Origin of the sequence: Halobellus marinus, assembly GCF_032113415.1 — an archaeon.
In the GTDB taxonomy this organism is placed as follows: domain Archaea; phylum Halobacteriota; class Halobacteria; order Halobacteriales; family Haloferacaceae; genus Haloquadratum; species Haloquadratum marinus.
Genome location: NZ_CP134947.1, coordinates 169,736 through 188,018, shown reverse-complemented (window position 1 = coordinate 188,018; position 18,283 = coordinate 169,736). Strand labels below are relative to the sequence as shown.

Here is an 18,283-nt window from a genome sequence, read left to right as displayed (position 1 = left end):
CGTATGAAAACAACCTGTCACGAGCTCGTTTGTGTCGTCCACGACCGATTCGTCGCTGCAAACGAGATCACGGCCGGGGAACCGCTGTCGCCATAGGGATGAAATATGCTCTGTTCCCACAACCTGATGTCTGAACGGAAGTACGATACAGCCACACCGGCCGCGATGAGACAATAACCGATGTCTACGGAACAACAAGCCGACGAACCGGACCCATCGACCGAATCTATCGGTGACCCATTCAGCGGACAGCAACTCCGTCGTGGACTCGTCTTGCTCGTCGCGTTCGTCGGTATGCGCGCGATTCTGTGGGGGCCGTTCTGGTCACAACCGACCCTCAACGAACCGATCCAATTCGGGGCCTTAATCCTCGTCTCGGTTCTCGTCGGATCAGTCGGACTCGTGTATCTGGGGTTCACACGATGGGTCGGTGTCGATATCGTCGCGTGGTGGATCGACCGCGATCACGTCCGCAGAGATCTCATCTGGGGTCTCCTCGGGTTCATTCTCGCTCTCCTCGTGATGTTGGGGCTCACGCTGGGCCTCCAGTCGACGTTCGGACCGCCTCAAGACGCTCCGGTTGCAGACGCTCCATCGCTGGTCGGGACACTGCTTCTGTACGCCTTCGGCTTCGCGGTCGCTGCCTTCCAAGAAGAGACGCTCTTCCGGGGCTTCCTCCAGACGGCTATCGGCCACCGTTTCGGGGAGTGGCCGGCGGTTGTCGTCCAAGCTGGTGTGTTTTCTCTCGCACACGTGGGGTACTACCCGCTGACTGCGTGGTACCTGTTCCTGACCGCGTTCGCCGGCGGCCTCGTGTACGGCTGGCTTCGGAAGCGTCGCAGCCGGCTCTTGGCCCCGGGCATCGCACACGGCCTGATCGGGTGAGGGCCCCCGACATCGATTCCGGGGCGGGGCTGTGCGTAGAGCAGCAGGCAACCAATTCCGGATCCCGTACGTTCCGCAGCGGCGTCCCAAGAGCACAGGCACGGACTCGTCGACGTCTTGGAATCGACTGAGCATCCACATCGGCCATCGCCGCGGAGCGCATATCTCCTTGCCAGGTGACCGAATCTGGAATGGAAACCGCCGAGTCCTACATCGCGTTAAGCTCAGTATATTTTTGATTCATTGCGTTGATACGAGCGGTATGCGCTCATCATTCGAGACAACGGCTCGCCGAGGGGTCGTGGTCGGTCTCGTCGCGGTGCTCCTCCTTTCGACGGTGTCAGGGGTCGCGGCGGCGCAGTCCGTTCGAGGAGCCTCGGGAACGATTGTCGTCGAGGAAGGGCAGACCGTCTCCAGCGTCGACGCAGTCGCAGGGAGCATCGTGGTCCGGGGAACTGTCACGGGTGATGTCTCCGGCGCCGCCGGAACGATTCATATCGCCGAGGGCGGGCGTGTCGGGGGATCGATCTCCGGCGCCGCGGGAGACGTCCGCATCGGTGGTGAGGTCGGCGGCGACGTCACCGCCGGCAGCGGCAACATCCAGGTGACCGAGACCGCCACGATCGGCGGCGATGTCAGTGTCGGCGCTGGATACGTCCGCATCGATGGCCGGATAGACGGCGACGTCCGTGTCGGCGCTGAGACGATCGTCCTCGGACCGAACGCAGATATCGGTGGCGAGTTCCGCTACGACGCCGCCGCGTTCACGCAAGACCCCGCAGCGACGGTCGCGGGCGGCGTCGTGGAAGATCCGAATCTCCGCGACAACGTTGGTAGCTTCACGCTCCCCAACTGGGTAGCAGCGGGGTACGGCCTCCTCGCAAATCTCCTGCTCGGGGCGATCCTGCTCGTCCTCTTTCCGTCCTTCTCGGCGAGGCTCGCGGGGCGTGTGTCTGACGAGCCGGCGAAAGCTGGCGGCGTTGGATTGCTATCACTCGTCGGCGGCCCGATTCTCCTGGCGCTGATCGCCATCACGATCATCGGCATTCCGCTCGCCGTCCTCGGCGCAATTGCATTCGGGCTCGCAATCTGGGTCGGAGCCGTCTACGGCCAGTACGCCGTCGGTGCGTGGGCTCTCCGGTTGATCGGACGGGACAACCGGTGGCTGGCGCTCGTGGCGGGCCTCGTCGGGTTCGCCGTTCTCGATGCGATCCCGATCTTGGGCGGATTCCTCGTCTTCGGTTCACTCCTGCTGGGACTGGGCGCACTCGCGTTGGAGCTCCGGAACTCGTTCCGCACCCGGCGGGGTTCAGGTCCCAGCGACCGACAGACGACGTTCGAGGAGTCGTTCAGCGACTCACAGGCCGGATCTTCCGCCGAACGGAAGACGGACAGTCAGTGAATACGGTCGGATACCGGGTGTGCGTCCGAGGTTCGATACAACCGCGGGCGATGTTTGACGGGGTTCCCGGCATCTGATTGTACCGTGAGATTTTGAGGAGTGTCGGCGTACAAGTAGTATGGATACCACCTCTCGTCCCGCGTCCGAATCGAAAGAACCCCTCCGGAACGAAGCGGTTGCGATCCAGACAACAGGGCTGACAAAACGCTACGGGAAAGACGTTCTCGCTGTTGACAATCTCGACCTGACCGTCCACGAAGGCGAGATATTCGGGTTTCTCGGGCCGAATGGCGCCGGAAAGTCCACGACAATCGATGTGATTATGGACTACGTCCGCCCGTCCGCCGGGAGTGCAACTGTCCTCGGATACGACGCACAGACTGAGACGCGCAAAATCCACGAGCGGGTAGGTATTCTTCCGGATGGATACGGGCTCTACGACCGCCTGACTGGCCGCAAACATCTGGAGTATGCGATCGCGTTGAAGCGATCCGACGACGCTGTCGACGACCTGGTCGATCGAGTCGGGCTCGATGCTGCAGCTGCCGACCGGGTCGTCGGTGGTTATTCGAAGGGGATGATACAACGACTAGCCCTCGCGATCGCCCTCGTCGGCGATCCCGAACTGTTGATTCTCGACGAACCGTCATCGGGGCTCGATCCCAACGGGGTTCGCCTCGTTCGTGAGATCGCCCGAGACCACGCTGATCGGGGAAAGACTGTCTTCTTCTCTAGTCACATCCTCAGCCAGGTCGAAGCAGTGTGTGATCGCGTCGCGATACTCAACCGTGGCCGACTCGTCGCCATCGATTCGATCGGCGGGCTTCGCGACGCGCTTGGAACGGGGTCGACGGTAACGCTCACGGTTGACGCCGTCCCGGACTCGCTGACCCTCGCGGAGCTCGCCGGTGTCTCCGATGTTACTGTTGATAGCCGAACGATTCGAGTAAGCGTCGATGAGGCCACAGCCAAAGTCGACGTTATCGACCGCATCCGCGATGATGGCGCTACTATTCTCGACGTGACGATCGAGGAGTCATCGTTGGAAGACCTGTTCAGCGCCTACACAGGTGATGCACCCCCGCGGGTCGATACTTCGGAGGTGGAGCGATGACGCTTGCCACGATCTGGCTGACGATCGCTCGTAAGGAATTCGCCGACGCCCTCCGGTCGCGTATGATCTGGGGCATCGTCGTCATCATCGCTGTAATGACGTCGCTGTCGGCGGGTATCTCACTACTCGTCCCTGACGTCGAAGGCGGTGCCGAGATGGCGATTGGCGGTGCATCGCAGTTCGCGGGACTTCTCGTCCCGATTATGGCGCTGATCGCCGCCTATCTTTCGATCGCCGGCGAACGGGAGTCGGGAAGTCTGAAGGTGATCCTCGGGCTCCCGCCGTCGCGGGGCGAAGTGCTCCTCGGGAAGTTCCTCGGTCGTAGCGGTGTGGTCGCTATCGGTCTCGCGCTGGGGTTCGTGCTGTCAGGTGTGGTTACGGCGATTCTCTACGGCGGACTCCCCGTGGTAGCCTTCATTGGGACGACGGTTTTGACTGTGCTTCTCGGCGTTTCGTTCGTCGGCATCGCCATCGGGATTTCCGCCGTAACGGCGACACGCGCCCGGGCGATGACCCTGGCAATCACAGCATACCTCGGGCTGACGCTTCTCTGGGATTTGGCCCCTAACGCAGTTCACTTGCTGGTCACTGGCGAGATGCCCGGTGGAGTCGTGCCCCCTTGGTTCCTGCTCTTACAGGGTCTCAGTCCGACCGGGGCGTATAACACGCTCGTCCAGCGGCTGTTACTCGGTGGCGGAACGGCCGTGGAAGCGCGGATCGGCGGCCCGGCACCTAGCTACCTCGATCCAGCGGTATTTTTTCTCATCCTGCTCGCCTGGGCAGTCTTCCCGCTCCTCGTCGGGTATCTCAGGTTTCGCCGGGCCGATCTGAGCTAACTGGCCTTATTGAAACCCTCAACTGATGAGAGGTATCGGGGGTCGTGATAACTACAGGGCGCGCAGCGCGCAGGGCTGGGTCAGATGAGGCATCCGCGAACCGTGCAGTTCGCGCTGTAACGGTATTCGTAGGTGACAATATCCGTTCGACAGTGGCGTACGAGAGTGATCAGGAGTCGCGACCTAATTCAACACCCAGAAGCGGTAGTTGAGATAGGCGGCGAAGGAGACCCACAGGAGATACGGGACGAGAAGGAGAGCCGCCCGTCGATCAACGCGGTCGAAGGCCCACATCGTTGCGACGATGAGCAGCCAGAGGAGTCCGATCACGGCCAGCCCCCATCCGATCTCCTGCATACCGAAGAAGACCACCGACCATCCCACATTGAAGGTGAAGTGTACCACGAATACGCCGAACCCGACCCGGGCTTCGCGAGGTGACGAATCGAGTCGTCGCCAGACGAGCCATAGCGCGACTCCGATGAGTGCGAACAGGGCCGTCCAAACGGGACCGAATACCCAGTTCGGTGGAGCAAGCATCGGCCGCTGAAGGGTGTCTACCACGTGTTGAGGCCTTGCGCCGTGAAGATGGACCCGGAAGCCCCGACGATTTCGACGGTCAGGATGGCGAGTGCGAGTGCGAGGATCGGGCGATCGCGTGGAAACCGGCGAAAACGAGCCACGAGTGATGCCATGTGATCCGATTGGGGCTCTCGACTCAAAAGTGAGGACGTCGAACCCTGGCCGCGGTTGACCGTCTCTCAGAGGAAATCTTTCCATCCCTCGACGACAGATCGTCACAGCCACTTTCCGCACAGAGGCACGCGATTCCGCCCTCGTCATCCAGAGACCTGTGCTATCGCGACAGCTTCACGGTAGCAGGCGACGGCCAGCAACAGATACCCGCCGACCAGGAGCGCCCACTCACGGCGCGTCAGCGACCAGTCGCTGGGCGACCGTACGCGGACGAACTCCTCTTTCCACGGGGGCCGGATTCCTGATGCCACAGCATTACGCCCCGCATCGCGACCACGACCGCGACGAGCGTCAGCAGGTCCTGCCCATACAACTGTGGGAGGAGGACCTCGGCGTCCCGGTAGAACTCGGGGACGAACAGTCCGACGCTAGTCGCCACAACCGCGAGCAGGAGCGTAAGCGCCGACGCAGCAAGATAGGGCCGAGTGAGGCGTCGGGGCGGTTGCGAGGCTGTCATACCGCCCGATCCTCGGTGGTATCCGGGGCAACGCCGAGGCGGCCTTCGACGAACGCGGCGACATCTGCTGCGAACGCGTCAACCGCATCCCAGTCGGTGAACTCGATGTCCCCCTTCGATTGGCGATTCTCGGTGAGTATGTCTTTCGCGATCCGTTTCATCATAAGGCGTTTGAGGAACCCGTACTCGGAGAACCGGAGCGCGCCGCCGAACTGCCCGATTCGATCCGGATGCCACCCAGTTTCCGTGACGAACGACTCGACGTACCCCGCAGCCTCTTCGCGTTTCTCCTCGTTTGCCGAGGACAGCGAGACCTGAAAGAACGCGGTCGGCATCCCCGACAGGGCGTCTCGATTCTCGGTGACGAAGTCACGGACCTCGTCCTGGTGTTTGCCGACGTGGATCGACGCGCCCACGACGACCGCGTCGTACGCCTCCAGGGTGAGCGAGTCCGATCGATCGCGGACGTCGATCGCACTCGCCTCGTGACCACGCTCGCTGATCGTAGCCGCGATCCGCTCTGCGATCTTCGCCGTTTGGCCTTCGCCCGTCCCATACAGTATCAGGAAGGAGCTCACGTATTCTCACACCTCAGTACGTTCGTTCGCTACGGCACTCAATAAATTCTGTTCGGATCCGCAATCCCGTCCGAGTCACGGCCTGAGGGATTCATTGGTTCAAGGTGTAGCACCTCGGAACGCACGCTGAGTCCATCGTTGATGCGTGCTCACTCGACGGCGTCTGATTCAGTCTCCGGTGGGAGGCCGGCGTCTTGTGGGCTCGGTGGGTCACGGTTCGCGAGACGGTCAGCGCCGTAGACGACGACCAGGAGGATCGCGACCAACACGAGAGGAACGGCGCCGGTGACTTCGGCGAGCAGGTTCAACCAGGGATCCGGCGCGCCATCCGGAATGAGCGCCTCCTGGTCGGCGGGGTGGAAGATCCCCATAACATTGATTCCGGCGTGGAACACCGCGACGGCGAGGACGCTCCCGCCGGTGCTGTTGTACATCCACGTCCAGAGGATCGATCCGGCGAGGATCGAGACCATCCAGAGGAGTTGCTGGGAAAGCGGCCAGCTACCGTGGGTCGTGGTGGCGTTCAGGAACAGCGGGAGGTGCCAGACGGCCCACGTGACGCCCACGATGGCACTCGACACCAGCGCGCTGTAGGAGTCCTGAAGGATGGGCAACATAAAACCGCGCCACCCGAGATCCTCTTGACCGCCACCCCACACGGTCCCCCACGCCATCGCGAACAGGTAGATGAATGGTGATTCGAACTCGGTGAGATCGATCGGTCCCCCGGCGACGACGAACAGCAGGACGCCGAGCGAGAGGACAACGAACGGGAGCCCGAGTGCGATCGCCCACCATTTTGCGCCGATCCGCCATTTGAACATCTGGCCGACCCAGGTGCGGAGGCTGCCACCCGACGCCCAGATAACCACCGCTGCGCCGACCGGCGGGCCGAATCCGCCGAAGCCGATCAGGATCGAGTGCGTCCAGGACGCTTCCATCCCCGAATACGCGAGTGCACCCTGAACTGTCCAGGTGAACGCGTACGCGATTGCGACGAAACTCGGGAGGCGATGGTGATCGATCCACGCACGAATACTGCGGCTCATTACCAACGGATGTGACTGAGATAGCACTTAACGGTACTCCCAGCCGGGGTGTCCCGGGCAGTACACTCTTGCCAGTTCGCATCGAACGCTTTCGTATGCCCGACGACGTTCTCATCGCGTTCGACGGGTCGCCGCTTTCAGAGCGTGCGCTCACGTACGCTATCGAGAACTTCTCGGATGCAACTCTCACCACAATTTACGTCATCAATCCGCTCGAGTCGGTGATCGACGTGGAGGCTGGCGGCTTACCTGTCGCCGATGACTGGTACGATAACGCCCAAGCACGCGCATCCAAAATCCACACGACGGCGACGGATATCGCGGCGGAACGCGGTAGCGACCTCGACACTGTCACGGAAGTCGGTAAACCCGCACAAGCGATCCTGGAATACGCTGAGGACCACGGCATCGATCAGATCGTCATAGGCAGCCACGGGCGCTCGGGCATCGATCGAGCACTCCTCGGAAGCGTCGCCGAGACAGTCACTCGTCGAGCACGGATCCCAGTGACGATCATCGGATGATTCGGACAGAACAGAAGGGCCACAGATCGGTAGTCGCTGGAGATTCGAGAAATCGAACGCACAGATAGCCGGAGGGACGCTCGCAAGTGCACCTAAAACGTCAAATCCCGGCAAACTATTGGTGTAGAGAACGTGTCCGTTACTGAATCTCCCCAACTTTCGACGTGTACTGTCAGCATCGAGCGACGAGGTGGTCGTGGCGAAGCGGGAGCGCGGGGACTCGAACGCCACCTCCGGACGCTCTCAGGCGTCCACGACGTCGACGTCTCCTTCCGGACGGGGAGCGCTCGAATTACCTACGATGCGGAAGTCACATCCGAGGAGGCGATTCGAGACGCAGTCCGTGACCGGGACGTCTCGGTTCAGGCTGACGCCGGTTCGACAACGGACGAGGTGAGCACGCGCTCGGAACTCAGGCGGGAGGCTGTGTTCGTCGGACTGACGCTGCTCGGGATGGTGACTGGGCTGGTGACGGGGTGGCTCGACGGACCGCCACTCCTCTTGTGGGCTGCCTACGGCCTCGCATACGCTTTCGGCGGCTGGTACGGCCTCAAGGGAGCGGTCGAGACGCTCCGCCACGGCGCCGTCGACATCGACCTCCTGATGATCGTCGCTGCGCTCGGTGCGCTCTCGATTGGTGCCCCGTTCGAGGGCGCGATGCTCCTGTTTCTGTTCTCGCTTTCGAATACGCTGCAACACTACGCGATCGGACGCTCCCGCCGGGCGATCAAGTCCCTCGTCGAGATGCGGCCGGACGAAGCTCAGGTGCTACGCGACGGGGAGGAAGTCACCGTCCCGGTCGACGACGTCGCCGTCGGTGACGTCTTCGTCGTCCGCCCGGGGGACAAAATCCCGCTTGACGGCGTCGTCACGTCCGGCGAGGGGACGGTCGATCAGGCCTCGCTCACCGGCGAATCTGTGCCCGTACCGAAGGAGCCCGGCGACGAGGTGTTCGGCGGGACCATCAACGAGAGCGGAAGTCTCGAAATCGAGGTCACGCGGCAGGCCCACGAGTCAGCGATCAGCCGTCTCATCCATATGGTCGAACGCGCACAGAGCGAAAAGGCGCCGACACAGCGGCTCATCGACCGCCTCGAACAGCCGTACGTCCTCGGCGTGTTCGCACTCACGATCGCGGCGATCGCTGTGCCGCTCGCGCTCGGGAGCGAGTTCACCAGTACGTTCTACCGCGCGATGACGCTCATGGTCGCTGCCTCGCCGTGTGCGGTCATCATCTCGACGCCCGCGGCGGTCCTCTCGGCGATCGCCTCCGGCGGCAGGCAGGGCGTCCTGTTCAAGGGTGGCGAACACGTCGAGGCGGCAGCGAACATCGATGCGGTCGCGTTCGACAAGACAGGAACGCTCACGCGGGGCGATACACAGTTGACGGACGTCTTCGTCCGAGAGGATGCAGCAGACGAGACACTGACCGACAACGAGCTGCTCTCGCTCGCGGCCGCAGTACAGGCCCGCTCGGAACATCATCTCGCTCGTGCGACCGTGGCGAAGGCAGAAGAGCGGTCACTCGACGTTCCCGACGCACAGCGGTTTCAGTCAGTTGCGGGGAAAGGAGTCCGCGCCGATGTCGAAGCCAACACCATCCACATCGGCAATCGGAGTTACTTCGGGACCGTCCTCGAAGATGAAGCGATCGCGGGGCTCGAACCCGCCCTCGACCGCCTCCAGACGCTGGAGGCAGCGGGGAAAACGAGCGTCATCGTCGCCCGGGAGGACGGCGACGGGGTCACCGTGTTAGGGTGGCTCGCGTTCACCGACACGGTCCGTCCCGGCGCTGCCGAGATGATCGACGACCTCCGCGAACTCGGCGTAGAGCACATCATTATGCTGACGGGCGATAACCAGCGCGTTGCCGAGCGGATCGCCGACGAGGTCGGTATCGACGAAGTGCAGGCCGAACTATTACCGGAGGAGAAAGTAGCAACTGTCGAAGACCTGGTCGAGCAGCACGAGAACGTGGCGATGGTCGGCGACGGCATCAACGATGCGCCGGCGCTGGCGACCGCGACACTCGGGATTGCGATGGGCGGCGCTGGAACCGATGTCGCCCTCGACACTGCCGACGTGGTACTGATGGGCGACGATCTCAGCAAGATTCCCTACGTGCTCGGCCTCGGTCGCAAGACCCGCCGGACGCTCACCGTCAATCTCGCAATCGCGTTCGGCGCGATCGCACTGATGGTCGGCACGATCCTCATCCGAGGGATTCCGCTTCCCCTTGCCGTGGTCGGGCACGAGGGCTCGACGGTGCTCGTCTCCCTGAACGGCCTTCGGTTGCTCGGCTATCGTTGATCAGCTACTCACGACTGCAGTCGTGGGTTCTGCCTTGCATCTCTGTGACCGGGATCAGTAGTATTCCTCGAGAGTGATACGTTGGAGAGCACCGTAGATTCCTGCCTGGTCGATCGAGGAGACGTTGCTGAGGACCGCGATCGTGTATTCGGGATCTGCGTGATGCAATGCCACCGCGGAGTATCCTGGGATGGTGCCAGTGTGTCCGTACAGGTCTTCACCGTCGATGCGGAGGTGTCTGAGGCCGAGACCGTACTCTTCCTGAGTCGTGACGTCCTCGTCAGGTGCGTCGACGAACGTCAGCATCGCGTCGAGGGTTGATTCGTCGAGGATGGCACCGTCGAAGAGGTCGTTCACAACTCCGGCGACGTCCGGGGCCGTCGAGAGGATGCCGCCAGCGGCGTACGCGCCTGTTTCGAGTGATGTGCGGAACCCCGTCAGGTTACGTCGGCCGGTTTTGAAGATCGATTCGTCGTAGGCGTTCGCTATTGGTACACTCGCGGGATACCCACGGTAGTACGTGTTGTCGTACCCGAGTTCGTTCCGAACGAGCCGCCTGAGGAGATCGCCGTACGCGGTTCCGGTCGCGCGTTCGAGGATGATTCCGAGAAGGATGTAGTTCGAGTTCGAGTACTCGTGACTGATGCCGGGGTGGAAGCGAAGGCTGTCTCCGCGGATGATGTCGACGAGTTCGGTGGGCGTCCATCGTTTCGTTGGGCGGCCGAAGTACCGGGCGATGAACCAGGGATCTTCGGTGTAGTTCGGGATGCCGCTCGTGTGATTGAGGAGCATTCGAACGGTGATTCCATCGCCTTCGTGCAGGTCGATCCAGGTATCGATCGGATCTGAGAGTGAGAGCACGCCGCGTTGGACAGATCGCAGGACAAGTGTGGCCGTGAAAAGTTTGGTGACGCTCCCGATGTAGAGGTGGTGGGCTGCGCCGAGCGGTCGCTGCCGATCGTGGTCGGCGTGTCCGGCGACGCCGTGCCAGCCGGTGCCGTCGCCCAAGCGGATGGACGCCTGGAGTCCGGTCTGATTCCAGCGGTCACTGAACGCGTCGAGTTCGGTCTGGTATCGATCCGATGGAACGCGCTGCGCGTTCGGCCCGGTGACGCGAGGCTCGGTTTGTGGCTGACCGCCGAGGCTGGTGCGGTCACGTTGGGCGTGCAGAGACTGGGTACGCCACAGCCACCCACCGCCGGCGAGGACGCCCGCCACTCCGAGCCCAGCCAAAGATCGCAGGACCTGCCGTCGCGTTCCAGCGGACTTGGCGTCGGGGCCGGTCGGATCTTCGTTGTCGGTTCGAGGTGACCGCATCGCTCTCGTATTCGGTTTAGCGGTTCATTCATAATGATAACTCTCACTTGTTACCACCGATCACCGCCCCCGCTGACGGCGCTCGGCGGGAAGAGACGAGCGTAAGCATTGTCATTGAACCTTCGCCTCGGCCACATCGGCGCGAGGGCGAAACAGCCCGCCCACCATTCGTCTGTGGCGGTCATCCGTACTTCGACCCATCCTTTGGCTGTCTGCAGGTCAGTCCACGACGGAACCCGGTGTCCTTCTTGATCACGCGGGGGCTATCACGACCGCGGTTATCCGCCACTCACGTCGGTTTCAGTAGCAATATACACGCCGAGATAGCCCCCGAGAGCGCTCAGTCCGACACTCCAGATGAGAGCAAACACGAATCCGAACAGAAGCAACACAAAAAATCCACCAGGCACCCCCATACCCTCGCCCATCATAGAACCCGTGAACAAGAACCCTCCGAACACGAAAAACAGCAAGAGAAACGGGAGGGCCGCGATCGCACCGGAGATCGCACCGACACGGCTGCCGTCGGCACGGTCTCCCCGCTGGAGGTAGCCGGCGACCATACCGCCCAGGATCGGGGAAAACCCGGTGAACGACAGCACAACTGTAACGACTGCGCCGATAACCGCGTTTATAAGCGTGTCTCCTTCACTCATATATGTTCCACTATTGTCGGTAGTTATAATTCATCGGCTGCGCGGTCGATTCGTTCGTTTTTTCATCGGCTGCGCGGCCGATTCGTTCGTATGTGTATGCCCCCGAAGCCCGGCATCGGACGCGAGAGGATAGCAGAGAGCTATAGTAGCGTTTGCAACTGATTGCACATCCGATCGCACGACTGCGTGCGATCGTGTGAGTGAAGACTTGCAAACGCTACTATATCGTAGCGTTCGCAACTGATTTTCATCCGAACACACGACTGCGTGCGATCGCGTGAGCGAAGACTTGCAAACGCTACTATGTAGCACCGAAGACCAGTCAGAGGGCGGCGAGTGTCACGACGGCGGGTGAGAACTGTCTGATAGCGGCGTTTCGCTCCTGGTGAACGAGTGGGGGATCGCAGCGGTCAGACGGTTGCGTCGGAGCGGGAGCGCGGCCGCGACAGCGTCGACGGCCCCCAGTAGGCGACGACAGCGACGGTCGCCGCCGCGAGCATCACCAAGAGTGTGAGGCTCGCGGGGTCAGATTCGAGCACCGGGAACATCCCGTTCGCCCAGTTGAACGCCGTGTGAAAGAGGAGGGCGGGCAGGAGGCTGCGGTTGGTGTTGTTGTACAGCCACGTATGGAGGACCGACAGGAAGGCAGTGGAGACGAAGAAGCCGAACAGAGGGATGTTGTAGTAGATGGTCTGACTGGGAATGTAGCACAGCGGGAGGTGCCAGACAGCCCAGACGAGGCCGATAGCGAGGCCGGCGACGGTAGCGACGAGTACGAAGGCTGCGACGGTCGGGCCGAATGCACCGAGTTCCGGTAGGACGGGCACGCCGTCCAGTACACCGAGACCCGCCAGTGCCTTCGGCACCCAGGACCAGCCGAACGCGAGCACGAGAAACGCCGCAATCGCTCACCAGTCCGCCCCGCCATCGCCACGATTCGGAGCAGATTGTCCCACAGGAGCGATTTCGCCCCAATCGTCTACATAGGTCGATGTCGGACCACCAGAGTCCAGCGGCCTGATCGCGTGAGATCAGCCCGTCGTTCCGGACGACTTGTTGTAGTTCCTCGTAGGTTTGCGTCCCTGCTGGTGACGTAGAGTCAGCAGGGACAGCAACGTCTGGTGAACGAACTGTTGTTCGTTAGCGACCATATCAAGCGTTGTTTACCCTCGAGTGGGAAGGCTCTCCCAACCAGGGTGATTCTTATGAACGGCAGTACTCGACTCTGTACTGAGCGCCCGTGATCACAGAGCAAGTCGACAGAGGTGCTGGATTACGCGTCCTGTTCGTTGCTGCGTTAGTCGGCATTATTCTACTTTCGGCGGTCGGATCTCCGGTCAGTGGTCGACCGCCGCCACAGGCGGTCTGTGGTGTCTGTAGCGATACGCTCGTGGACACTGCCGACGAGAACGGTGTCGCTATCGGCGTGACAGAGAGTTCGCTCACCATCCAGATCGATCAATCCGGAACGGGGCACTGGACGGCACGGGTCACTCTCACCGGTGCTGGTGTCGAGACACTCAGAGAGGACCAGTCGCTCCGCGATCGGGTTGTCCAGCGTGTGTACGAACGTGGATACGTCGCAGTAGAGGAGCCGAAGTCGCTCACGGCGTCGATGAATGGGGATACACTGCTCGTCGAGTACGAGGTGCCCGATATGGCCCACGAAAGCGCGGGTGGCGTCTACGTGGTCGATTTCTTCTACTGGCACGGTGGCGAGGCGCGGTGGTTCTACCTCGCAGCAGACTCGATGACGATGCGCGGTCCGCCGGGAACGGTCGTGTCGCACGCCCCAGCCGATGCGACGTCCGACGGTGATGTCGTCACGTGGGAGGGAAGCGACCAGCAGTACGACCCCCTCGGCGTTCGGAGTCACGTCGTTTTCGCACCGGACGACGGTGTCATCAGTAGTGTTGCGACGACGCTGGGAATCGGAATCGACGTCGCCCAACTGAAGGCACAGGACCTGAGTGCTGCCGTCGCTCCCTTCGCAATTCTCGCCGCGGTTCTCGCGCTCCTGTGGCGGTTCGGCTCCCGGCTGGCCGGACTCTCGCGGTTGCGGCTGATCGCGCTCGTGGGCGGACCGTTGGCCGCTGTCGGCCTTACTGCAGCGACCATCGAGACACTCGTTGGCGTTTCTGGCCCGGTGACTGAGCAACTGGGTGATTTCCTGTTCTATCTGATCTACGTCGTCGCGGCGACGGGTGCCGGGCCGGCACTCATTCTGGGTGGGCCGCTCGTCGTCGGCCAGATACTACTGACAAGACGTCTCCTCAAAGGGGAGACGGACACAACAGAGTCGATAGACGCAGTGACGCGGCTGCTTCTGTGGCCGACAGCGACGGTTCTCGCCGGACAGTGGCTGCTCTTTCCCGTAGCAGCGGCGGGCGCGGCCGGGTACGACACGACGTACGGGTTGGTGAGTCTGGTGCTGCCGCCACTGTGCTTCCTCCCGCTTGCGATCACACGCCGGTGGAGGACACCGCTTCGGATCGCGTTCATCACCGGGCTCCTGCTCTCGCCCATTCCAGTGGTATTCGCACTTGCACCACATACGGGAATGAGTCTCGTGAGCGTGTCGCTCGTGCTACGATACGTTCCGTGGGGCCTCGTGGTTGCTGCGATCGGGGTACTCGCATACGCGGCAGGATACCGATCAGTCGCCACCGAGCGGGAACGCGGGGAACGCGTCGGCTGACTCCCCTCTTTGCGACGCAGGACCGAACCGCATAGGCAATACCTCAGATCCCAGCCCCAGTCCCGGACATCTTCTCAGGATAATGGACCAGTCAATCAGGACGAGTGAGAACGCGAGGTATCCAATTACGGAGTCAACACGCCGTGTACGAGATGAGTTTAATTTTTGCGTGAGAGTGCTGTGAGACGCTTGTCACAATGTCATTCGTCTTTAGTTAGAAGACGAATCGAGTGACAGCAGCGGCTTCCCGTGGTTCCTTTTCGAAAAGCGTGGGAACTCGACGCAGTCGAACGCGACAGGAAGACACAGATGCCTGCCCTCGTGTAGTCGTTCGCGTTCGGCTTCGCCGCTGCTTTTTTGATCCAGTTTTTTCGAGAGAGGTTCCCACAGCGAACGTAGTGAGTGAGGAAGCCCGACGATGAAAAAATATGGGGAACGCTCCACAGGTCGACCGACAGCGTATAGGAACCGCTTTACGGCGATCTCAAGTGTTCCCTAACATACTCCTTACGACGAATACGACCACATCGATAACGGGGTGTTGCTCTCCGAGCAGGTCATCAAAACACATCGATAGTGGAGGGTGTCTCTCCGATCAAAACCCCGAAACACATCGATAGAGGTGTGTGTGCTCGAAAGATCCTTGCAGCTTGCTTGACAGATGGATATACAAAATTCCGTATATCAGTTGACCTCGGCGGGTTTGGGAATTCTATGTTGGGAATACACTTCGATAGAGGTGTGTTCTCAGGCAGTGATTGGAACCGACGGCTCGATCGGTGCCCGAGAAAATGGGGGAGTGTCCAGTTCGTGTGAGTCGTTCCCGTATACATATCGATAGAGGAGGGTACAGGGTCCCGATCCGGAGAGAGGTGAGTGTGGCTCAAGCCTCGTTCCGAACCTGTGCCTTCACGACCGACTCGACTTCGGACTCCGAGACCATCCCAATACGGGCATCCTCGCTCAACGTCTCTAAGATGGTTTCCGGTCGTTCGCCGAACTGGAACTCGAGAAACATCCCGGAACTTGGGCCGTGACTCCGACGCTCGAAGTCGACCAGCGAGTACGTCGTCAGTTCCTTCATTTTGTTCACGTACGACTCCTGCTGGTACTGGTCTGCGTCGATCGAATCGGTCAGATACTGATACACCCTGTAGCCGGTAGTGCTCCGAGCGGTACCATCTTCGGTTTCGGCTGCGACAGCCGCCGTGGCGTACAAACAGAGTTTTTTCTGTGTACTGATGCCACGGACGACTTCGAGAACACGATTCTTTTCGACACGATCCTGGGCTTGCCGAACGTGTTCTTCGCGAACACGCTCGTTGCCCTCTCGCTCCGCGAGTTCACCGGCGACGCGCATCAGATCGATCGCCTTCCGTGCATCACCGTGTGTTTGGGCTGCAAACGCTGCTGCCAGTGGGATGACTTCATCCTCGACGACGCCGTCGTGGAAGGCGTCCTGGCGACGGCGGAGGATGGCCTGCAGTTGGTTCGCATCGTAGTCGTCGAAATGGACGTCCTCGGGTGTGAACGAACTCAGTGCGCGACTCCCGACGGATTCCATCATCTTCGTGTCGTTCGAGATGGCTACCACGGAGATGTATGCGGTGAGGTCGTCGGCGGCGCCAGCTCGCGACAACTGGTAGAGTAATCGCGAGAACGCAGGGTCCTGTTTGTCCCTACGGCCGACGAGCATATCCAGTTCGTCGAGGACGAACACGACAGAATCGAAGTTCCCGTTGACAATACGGTAGAGTTCGTCCCATTTCTCTTTCGTCGCCACGCCGTGTTTCGGAACTTCGACGTCGACGCCTGCCTCGTCGGCGGCCTGCTGGGCGAGTTCGTAGACAGCGACGCCGAGCGTATCGAGGTCCTGACAGTTGACCTCGATCGTGCCGAACTGGATGTCCCGGGAGTCACAGATGCGACTGATGTTCTTACAGACTGCTTTCGTGATGAGCGACTTCCCAGTCCCGGACGGACCGTAGAGGAAGAGATTCGGCGGCCGGTTGTCCCCGAGCGCGACTCGGAGCATCTTCGTGACCTTCTGAAGTTGTTCGTCGCGACCGACGATTCGGTCCTCCTCGACGACGTAGTTCGGATCGAGGAGAGACCGGTCACGGATGAGGCCGTCCTGCTCGTCGAACTCGAGCAGCATATCCTCGATGGACTGCGACTCTGACGCCTCGTCAGTATCCGCTGTTGTTTCAGACGACGATTGAACTGTGGATGCCGAGGACGGATCCGATTCGGGGGTACCCGAGGAGAGGTCCGCCCCCGTCGTGGTCTCATTCTCCGACGACTCCGGGTCGGTACCGGAAGCGTCGGATTCGTGAGTATCCATACGAGCGACCACACGAGCCGGGAATAAAAACGTTCCCCACCCCTATCGATGTGTAATTCACGTATTCAAACGGTATTAGCGGGGTTTCCAGCGCTCTGAGGTCGTATCTGGGCAAGTTTTCCAGGACGGCTAACGAAGTGTTTGCTACGATCGGGGGTCGGAACGGAGACAGACACACCCCTCTATCGATGTGTTCGAGCTGTAACCGTAGGGGGGTGTACTGACAGCATAACGTCGTCGTTGATGACGAATTGGTCGATGTCGAATCGACTGCTATCCGCGAATAGAAGGTCTATATCCACTTTGGACGGTCTCTAACACTGTTCTATAGCTTCTTTTTCTTTCTCTTTTTCTTTCTCTTTCTAGTCTTCTACTAGTCTTCTACTAGTCTCCTACTAGAAAGCACACTCACACACCCCTCTATCGATGTGTTCGATGTGTTTTCTCATCCGCATTCTGTCGGCTAAATTCAGTCAGATTTATTTTTCCTCTTTTTCCTTCTTCCAATTGTCTTATCGCCTATAATCGCTGTTCATATTCGCTATAACCGCAGTTCACATCGCCTATAACCGCAGTTCCTCGACGAAATCGCAGTTTTGTTGTCCACTTCTGACATCAAGTCCTATCCAGTGGATCCTTCCCCATTGTACTCATCCCATTCGAACACATCGATAGAGGGGTGTGTCTGTTACCTCACGTTCCACAGACCGTTTCCTCTGGTCCTCTCGAGACTCACCCACCCGGAGTACTTCACCGGAACACATCGATAGAGGGGTGTGTGTCGACCCGGCGACTCTGTTTCGTTCCATCAGGCAAGTCAAACTCGCCCAGTCTTGACCAACGGTTCATCTCAGCACAGGTTTTGTTGGTTAAATACTCTCCCTGCTTGGAACCGCAGTCAGTTCCGGCATACGGGAGTTGGCGAGCACTCGACGGATCACCGACTATTTCCACTTCCACCGGGAACAGGGCACTCCCGACGGCGAATAGGCACGTTCGACGGCTCGGATGAGTTCTGTTCCGTCGTACGACGAATCATACGGTTCGACCGCATCGCGCGCCAGTATACCCAAACCTCGTGAGGTATTCTCGTTCGCTAGCAACGTGCTCGGTGACTACCGACTGAAAAAATCACGGATGTGTCTACTGTTCGATAGAGAAGGCGGGTTTGGCTGTGAGGGTAAATCTGCCGTTTCCATCGATGTTCGAGTAGTCGAATTCGATTCCAATCGTCAGTTCGCGCTTCTCGTCGGCGAACGTCGCGATCTCCGCGCCACGCAGAATCTCCTCGCTCGCCGCTTCACCCGAATTCGAGATCGTATACTCGATGCCCGTCAGGAACAGACTGCACGTATAG

At 60.5% G+C, this 18,283-nt stretch carries 14 protein-coding genes and 1 pseudogene; 7 read left to right on the top strand and 8 right to left on the bottom strand.

Annotation, left to right across the window (positions count from 1 at the left end; all coding sequences use genetic code 11):
* Positions 1-180 precede the first annotated feature (180 nt).
* The 4 genes from RJT37_RS19180 to RJT37_RS19165 all read left to right on the top strand — a co-directional run bounded on the left by RJT37_RS19180 (position 181) and on the right by RJT37_RS19165 (position 4,237).
* Complete coding sequence (locus tag RJT37_RS19180; protein ID WP_313690187.1) at positions 181-885, top strand: CPBP family intramembrane glutamic endopeptidase; 705 nt, start codon at positions 181-183, stop codon at positions 883-885.
* 262 nt (positions 886-1,147) lie between these two features.
* Entirely contained in the window at positions 1,148-2,287 is a 1,140-nt protein-coding gene (locus RJT37_RS19175) for a bactofilin family protein (protein WP_313690185.1), read from the top strand.
* 118 nt (positions 2,288-2,405) lie between these two features.
* Positions 2,406-3,401 (top strand): ABC transporter ATP-binding protein, encoded by a 996-nt coding sequence (locus tag RJT37_RS19170; RefSeq protein WP_313690182.1) that lies wholly within the window; start codon positions 2,406-2,408, stop codon positions 3,399-3,401.
* Positions 3,398-4,237 carry an ABC transporter permease gene (locus tag RJT37_RS19165; RefSeq protein ID WP_313690179.1) on the top strand — a complete coding sequence of 280 codons (840 nt, stop codon included), beginning with the start codon at positions 3,398-3,400 and terminating at the stop codon, positions 4,235-4,237. Before RJT37_RS19170 ends, RJT37_RS19165 begins: the two co-directional genes overlap by 4 nt.
* A 183-nt stretch (positions 4,238-4,420) precedes the next feature.
* On the opposite strand, the pseudogene RJT37_RS19160 reads toward RJT37_RS19165, so the two are convergent.
* The 4 genes and pseudogenes from RJT37_RS19160 to RJT37_RS19145 all read right to left on the bottom strand — a co-directional run bounded on the left by RJT37_RS19160 (position 4,421) and on the right by RJT37_RS19145 (position 7,077).
* A pseudogene (locus RJT37_RS19160) lies at positions 4,421-4,932 on the bottom strand (TspO/MBR family protein).
* A 239-nt stretch (positions 4,933-5,171) separates the two neighbouring features.
* Positions 5,172-5,450, bottom strand: coding sequence for a hypothetical protein (locus RJT37_RS19155; RefSeq protein ID WP_313690403.1), 279 nt, complete (start codon positions 5,448-5,450; stop codon positions 5,172-5,174).
* Positions 5,447-6,028, bottom strand: coding sequence for a flavodoxin domain-containing protein (locus RJT37_RS19150; RefSeq protein WP_313690177.1), 582 nt, complete (start codon positions 6,026-6,028; stop codon positions 5,447-5,449). Before RJT37_RS19150 ends, RJT37_RS19155 begins: the two co-directional genes overlap by 4 nt.
* Before the next feature lie 149 nt (positions 6,029-6,177).
* Positions 6,178-7,077 (bottom strand): CPBP family intramembrane glutamic endopeptidase, encoded by a 900-nt coding sequence (locus tag RJT37_RS19145; RefSeq protein WP_313690175.1) that lies wholly within the window; start codon positions 7,075-7,077, stop codon positions 6,178-6,180.
* Positions 7,078-7,172: 95 nt separating this feature from the next.
* On the opposite strand from RJT37_RS19145, the gene RJT37_RS19140 reads away from it, so the two are divergent.
* Both RJT37_RS19140 and RJT37_RS19135 read left to right on the top strand, forming a co-directional pair.
* Positions 7,173-7,601, top strand: coding sequence for a universal stress protein (locus RJT37_RS19140; protein ID WP_313690173.1), 429 nt, complete (start codon positions 7,173-7,175; stop codon positions 7,599-7,601).
* Positions 7,602-7,733: 132 nt separating this feature from the next.
* Positions 7,734-9,911: a heavy metal translocating P-type ATPase gene (locus RJT37_RS19135; protein ID WP_313690171.1), complete on the top strand. Its 2,178-nt coding sequence runs from the start codon at positions 7,734-7,736 to the stop codon at positions 9,909-9,911.
* Positions 9,912-9,965: 54 nt separating this feature from the next.
* Here the strand turns inward: RJT37_RS19135 and RJT37_RS19130 are convergent, their stop codons facing one another.
* The 3 genes from RJT37_RS19130 to RJT37_RS19120 form a co-directional block, all read right to left on the bottom strand.
* Positions 9,966-11,228, bottom strand: a complete 1,263-nt coding sequence (locus tag RJT37_RS19130; protein ID WP_313690169.1) for a serine hydrolase domain-containing protein — start codon at positions 11,226-11,228, stop codon at positions 9,966-9,968.
* A gap of 278 nt (positions 11,229-11,506) precedes the next feature.
* Positions 11,507-11,884 (bottom strand): DUF5518 domain-containing protein, encoded by a 378-nt coding sequence (locus RJT37_RS19125; RefSeq protein ID WP_313690167.1) that lies wholly within the window; start codon positions 11,882-11,884, stop codon positions 11,507-11,509.
* Between the two features lie 410 nt (positions 11,885-12,294).
* A complete protein-coding gene (locus RJT37_RS19120) occupies positions 12,295-12,750 on the bottom strand; it encodes a CPBP family glutamic-type intramembrane protease (protein WP_313690165.1) in 456 nt (151 codons plus the stop codon).
* Between the two features lie 374 nt (positions 12,751-13,124).
* On the opposite strand from RJT37_RS19120, the gene RJT37_RS19115 reads away from it, so the two are divergent.
* Positions 13,125-14,582, top strand: a complete 1,458-nt coding sequence (locus RJT37_RS19115) for a hypothetical protein (RefSeq protein WP_313690162.1) — start codon at positions 13,125-13,127, stop codon at positions 14,580-14,582.
* An 883-nt stretch (positions 14,583-15,465) separates the two neighbouring features.
* Here RJT37_RS19115 and RJT37_RS19110 read toward each other — a convergent pair.
* Positions 15,466-16,926, bottom strand: coding sequence for an AAA family ATPase (locus RJT37_RS19110; protein WP_313690161.1), 1,461 nt, complete (start codon positions 16,924-16,926; stop codon positions 15,466-15,468).
* Between the last annotated feature and the right edge of the window lie 1,357 nt (positions 16,927-18,283).

Excerpts from the sequence above, each read along its gene's own strand:
- RJT37_RS19180 (WP_313690187.1), top strand. The coding sequence starts at position 181 with ATGTCTACGGAACAACAAGCCGACGAACCGGACCCATCGACCGAATCT.
- RJT37_RS19175 (WP_313690185.1), top strand. The coding sequence starts at position 1,148 with ATGCGCTCATCATTCGAGACAACGGCTCGCCGAGGGGTCGTGGTCGGT.
- RJT37_RS19170 (WP_313690182.1), top strand. The coding sequence starts at position 2,406 with ATGGATACCACCTCTCGTCCCGCGTCCGAATCGAAAGAACCCCTCCGG.
- RJT37_RS19165 (WP_313690179.1), top strand. The coding sequence starts at position 3,398 with ATGACGCTTGCCACGATCTGGCTGACGATCGCTCGTAAGGAATTCGCC.
- RJT37_RS19155 (WP_313690403.1), bottom strand. The coding sequence starts at position 5,450 with ATGACAGCCTCGCAACCGCCCCGACGCCTCACTCGGCCCTATCTTGCT.
- RJT37_RS19145 (WP_313690175.1), bottom strand. The coding sequence starts at position 7,077 with ATGAGCCGCAGTATTCGTGCGTGGATCGATCACCATCGCCTCCCGAGT.
- RJT37_RS19140 (WP_313690173.1), top strand. The coding sequence starts at position 7,173 with ATGCCCGACGACGTTCTCATCGCGTTCGACGGGTCGCCGCTTTCAGAG.
- RJT37_RS19130 (WP_313690169.1), bottom strand. The coding sequence starts at position 11,228 with ATGCGGTCACCTCGAACCGACAACGAAGATCCGACCGGCCCCGACGCC.
- RJT37_RS19125 (WP_313690167.1), bottom strand. The coding sequence starts at position 11,884 with ATGAGTGAAGGAGACACGCTTATAAACGCGGTTATCGGCGCAGTCGTT.
- RJT37_RS19110 (WP_313690161.1), bottom strand. The coding sequence starts at position 16,926 with ATGGATACTCACGAATCCGACGCTTCCGGTACCGACCCGGAGTCGTCG.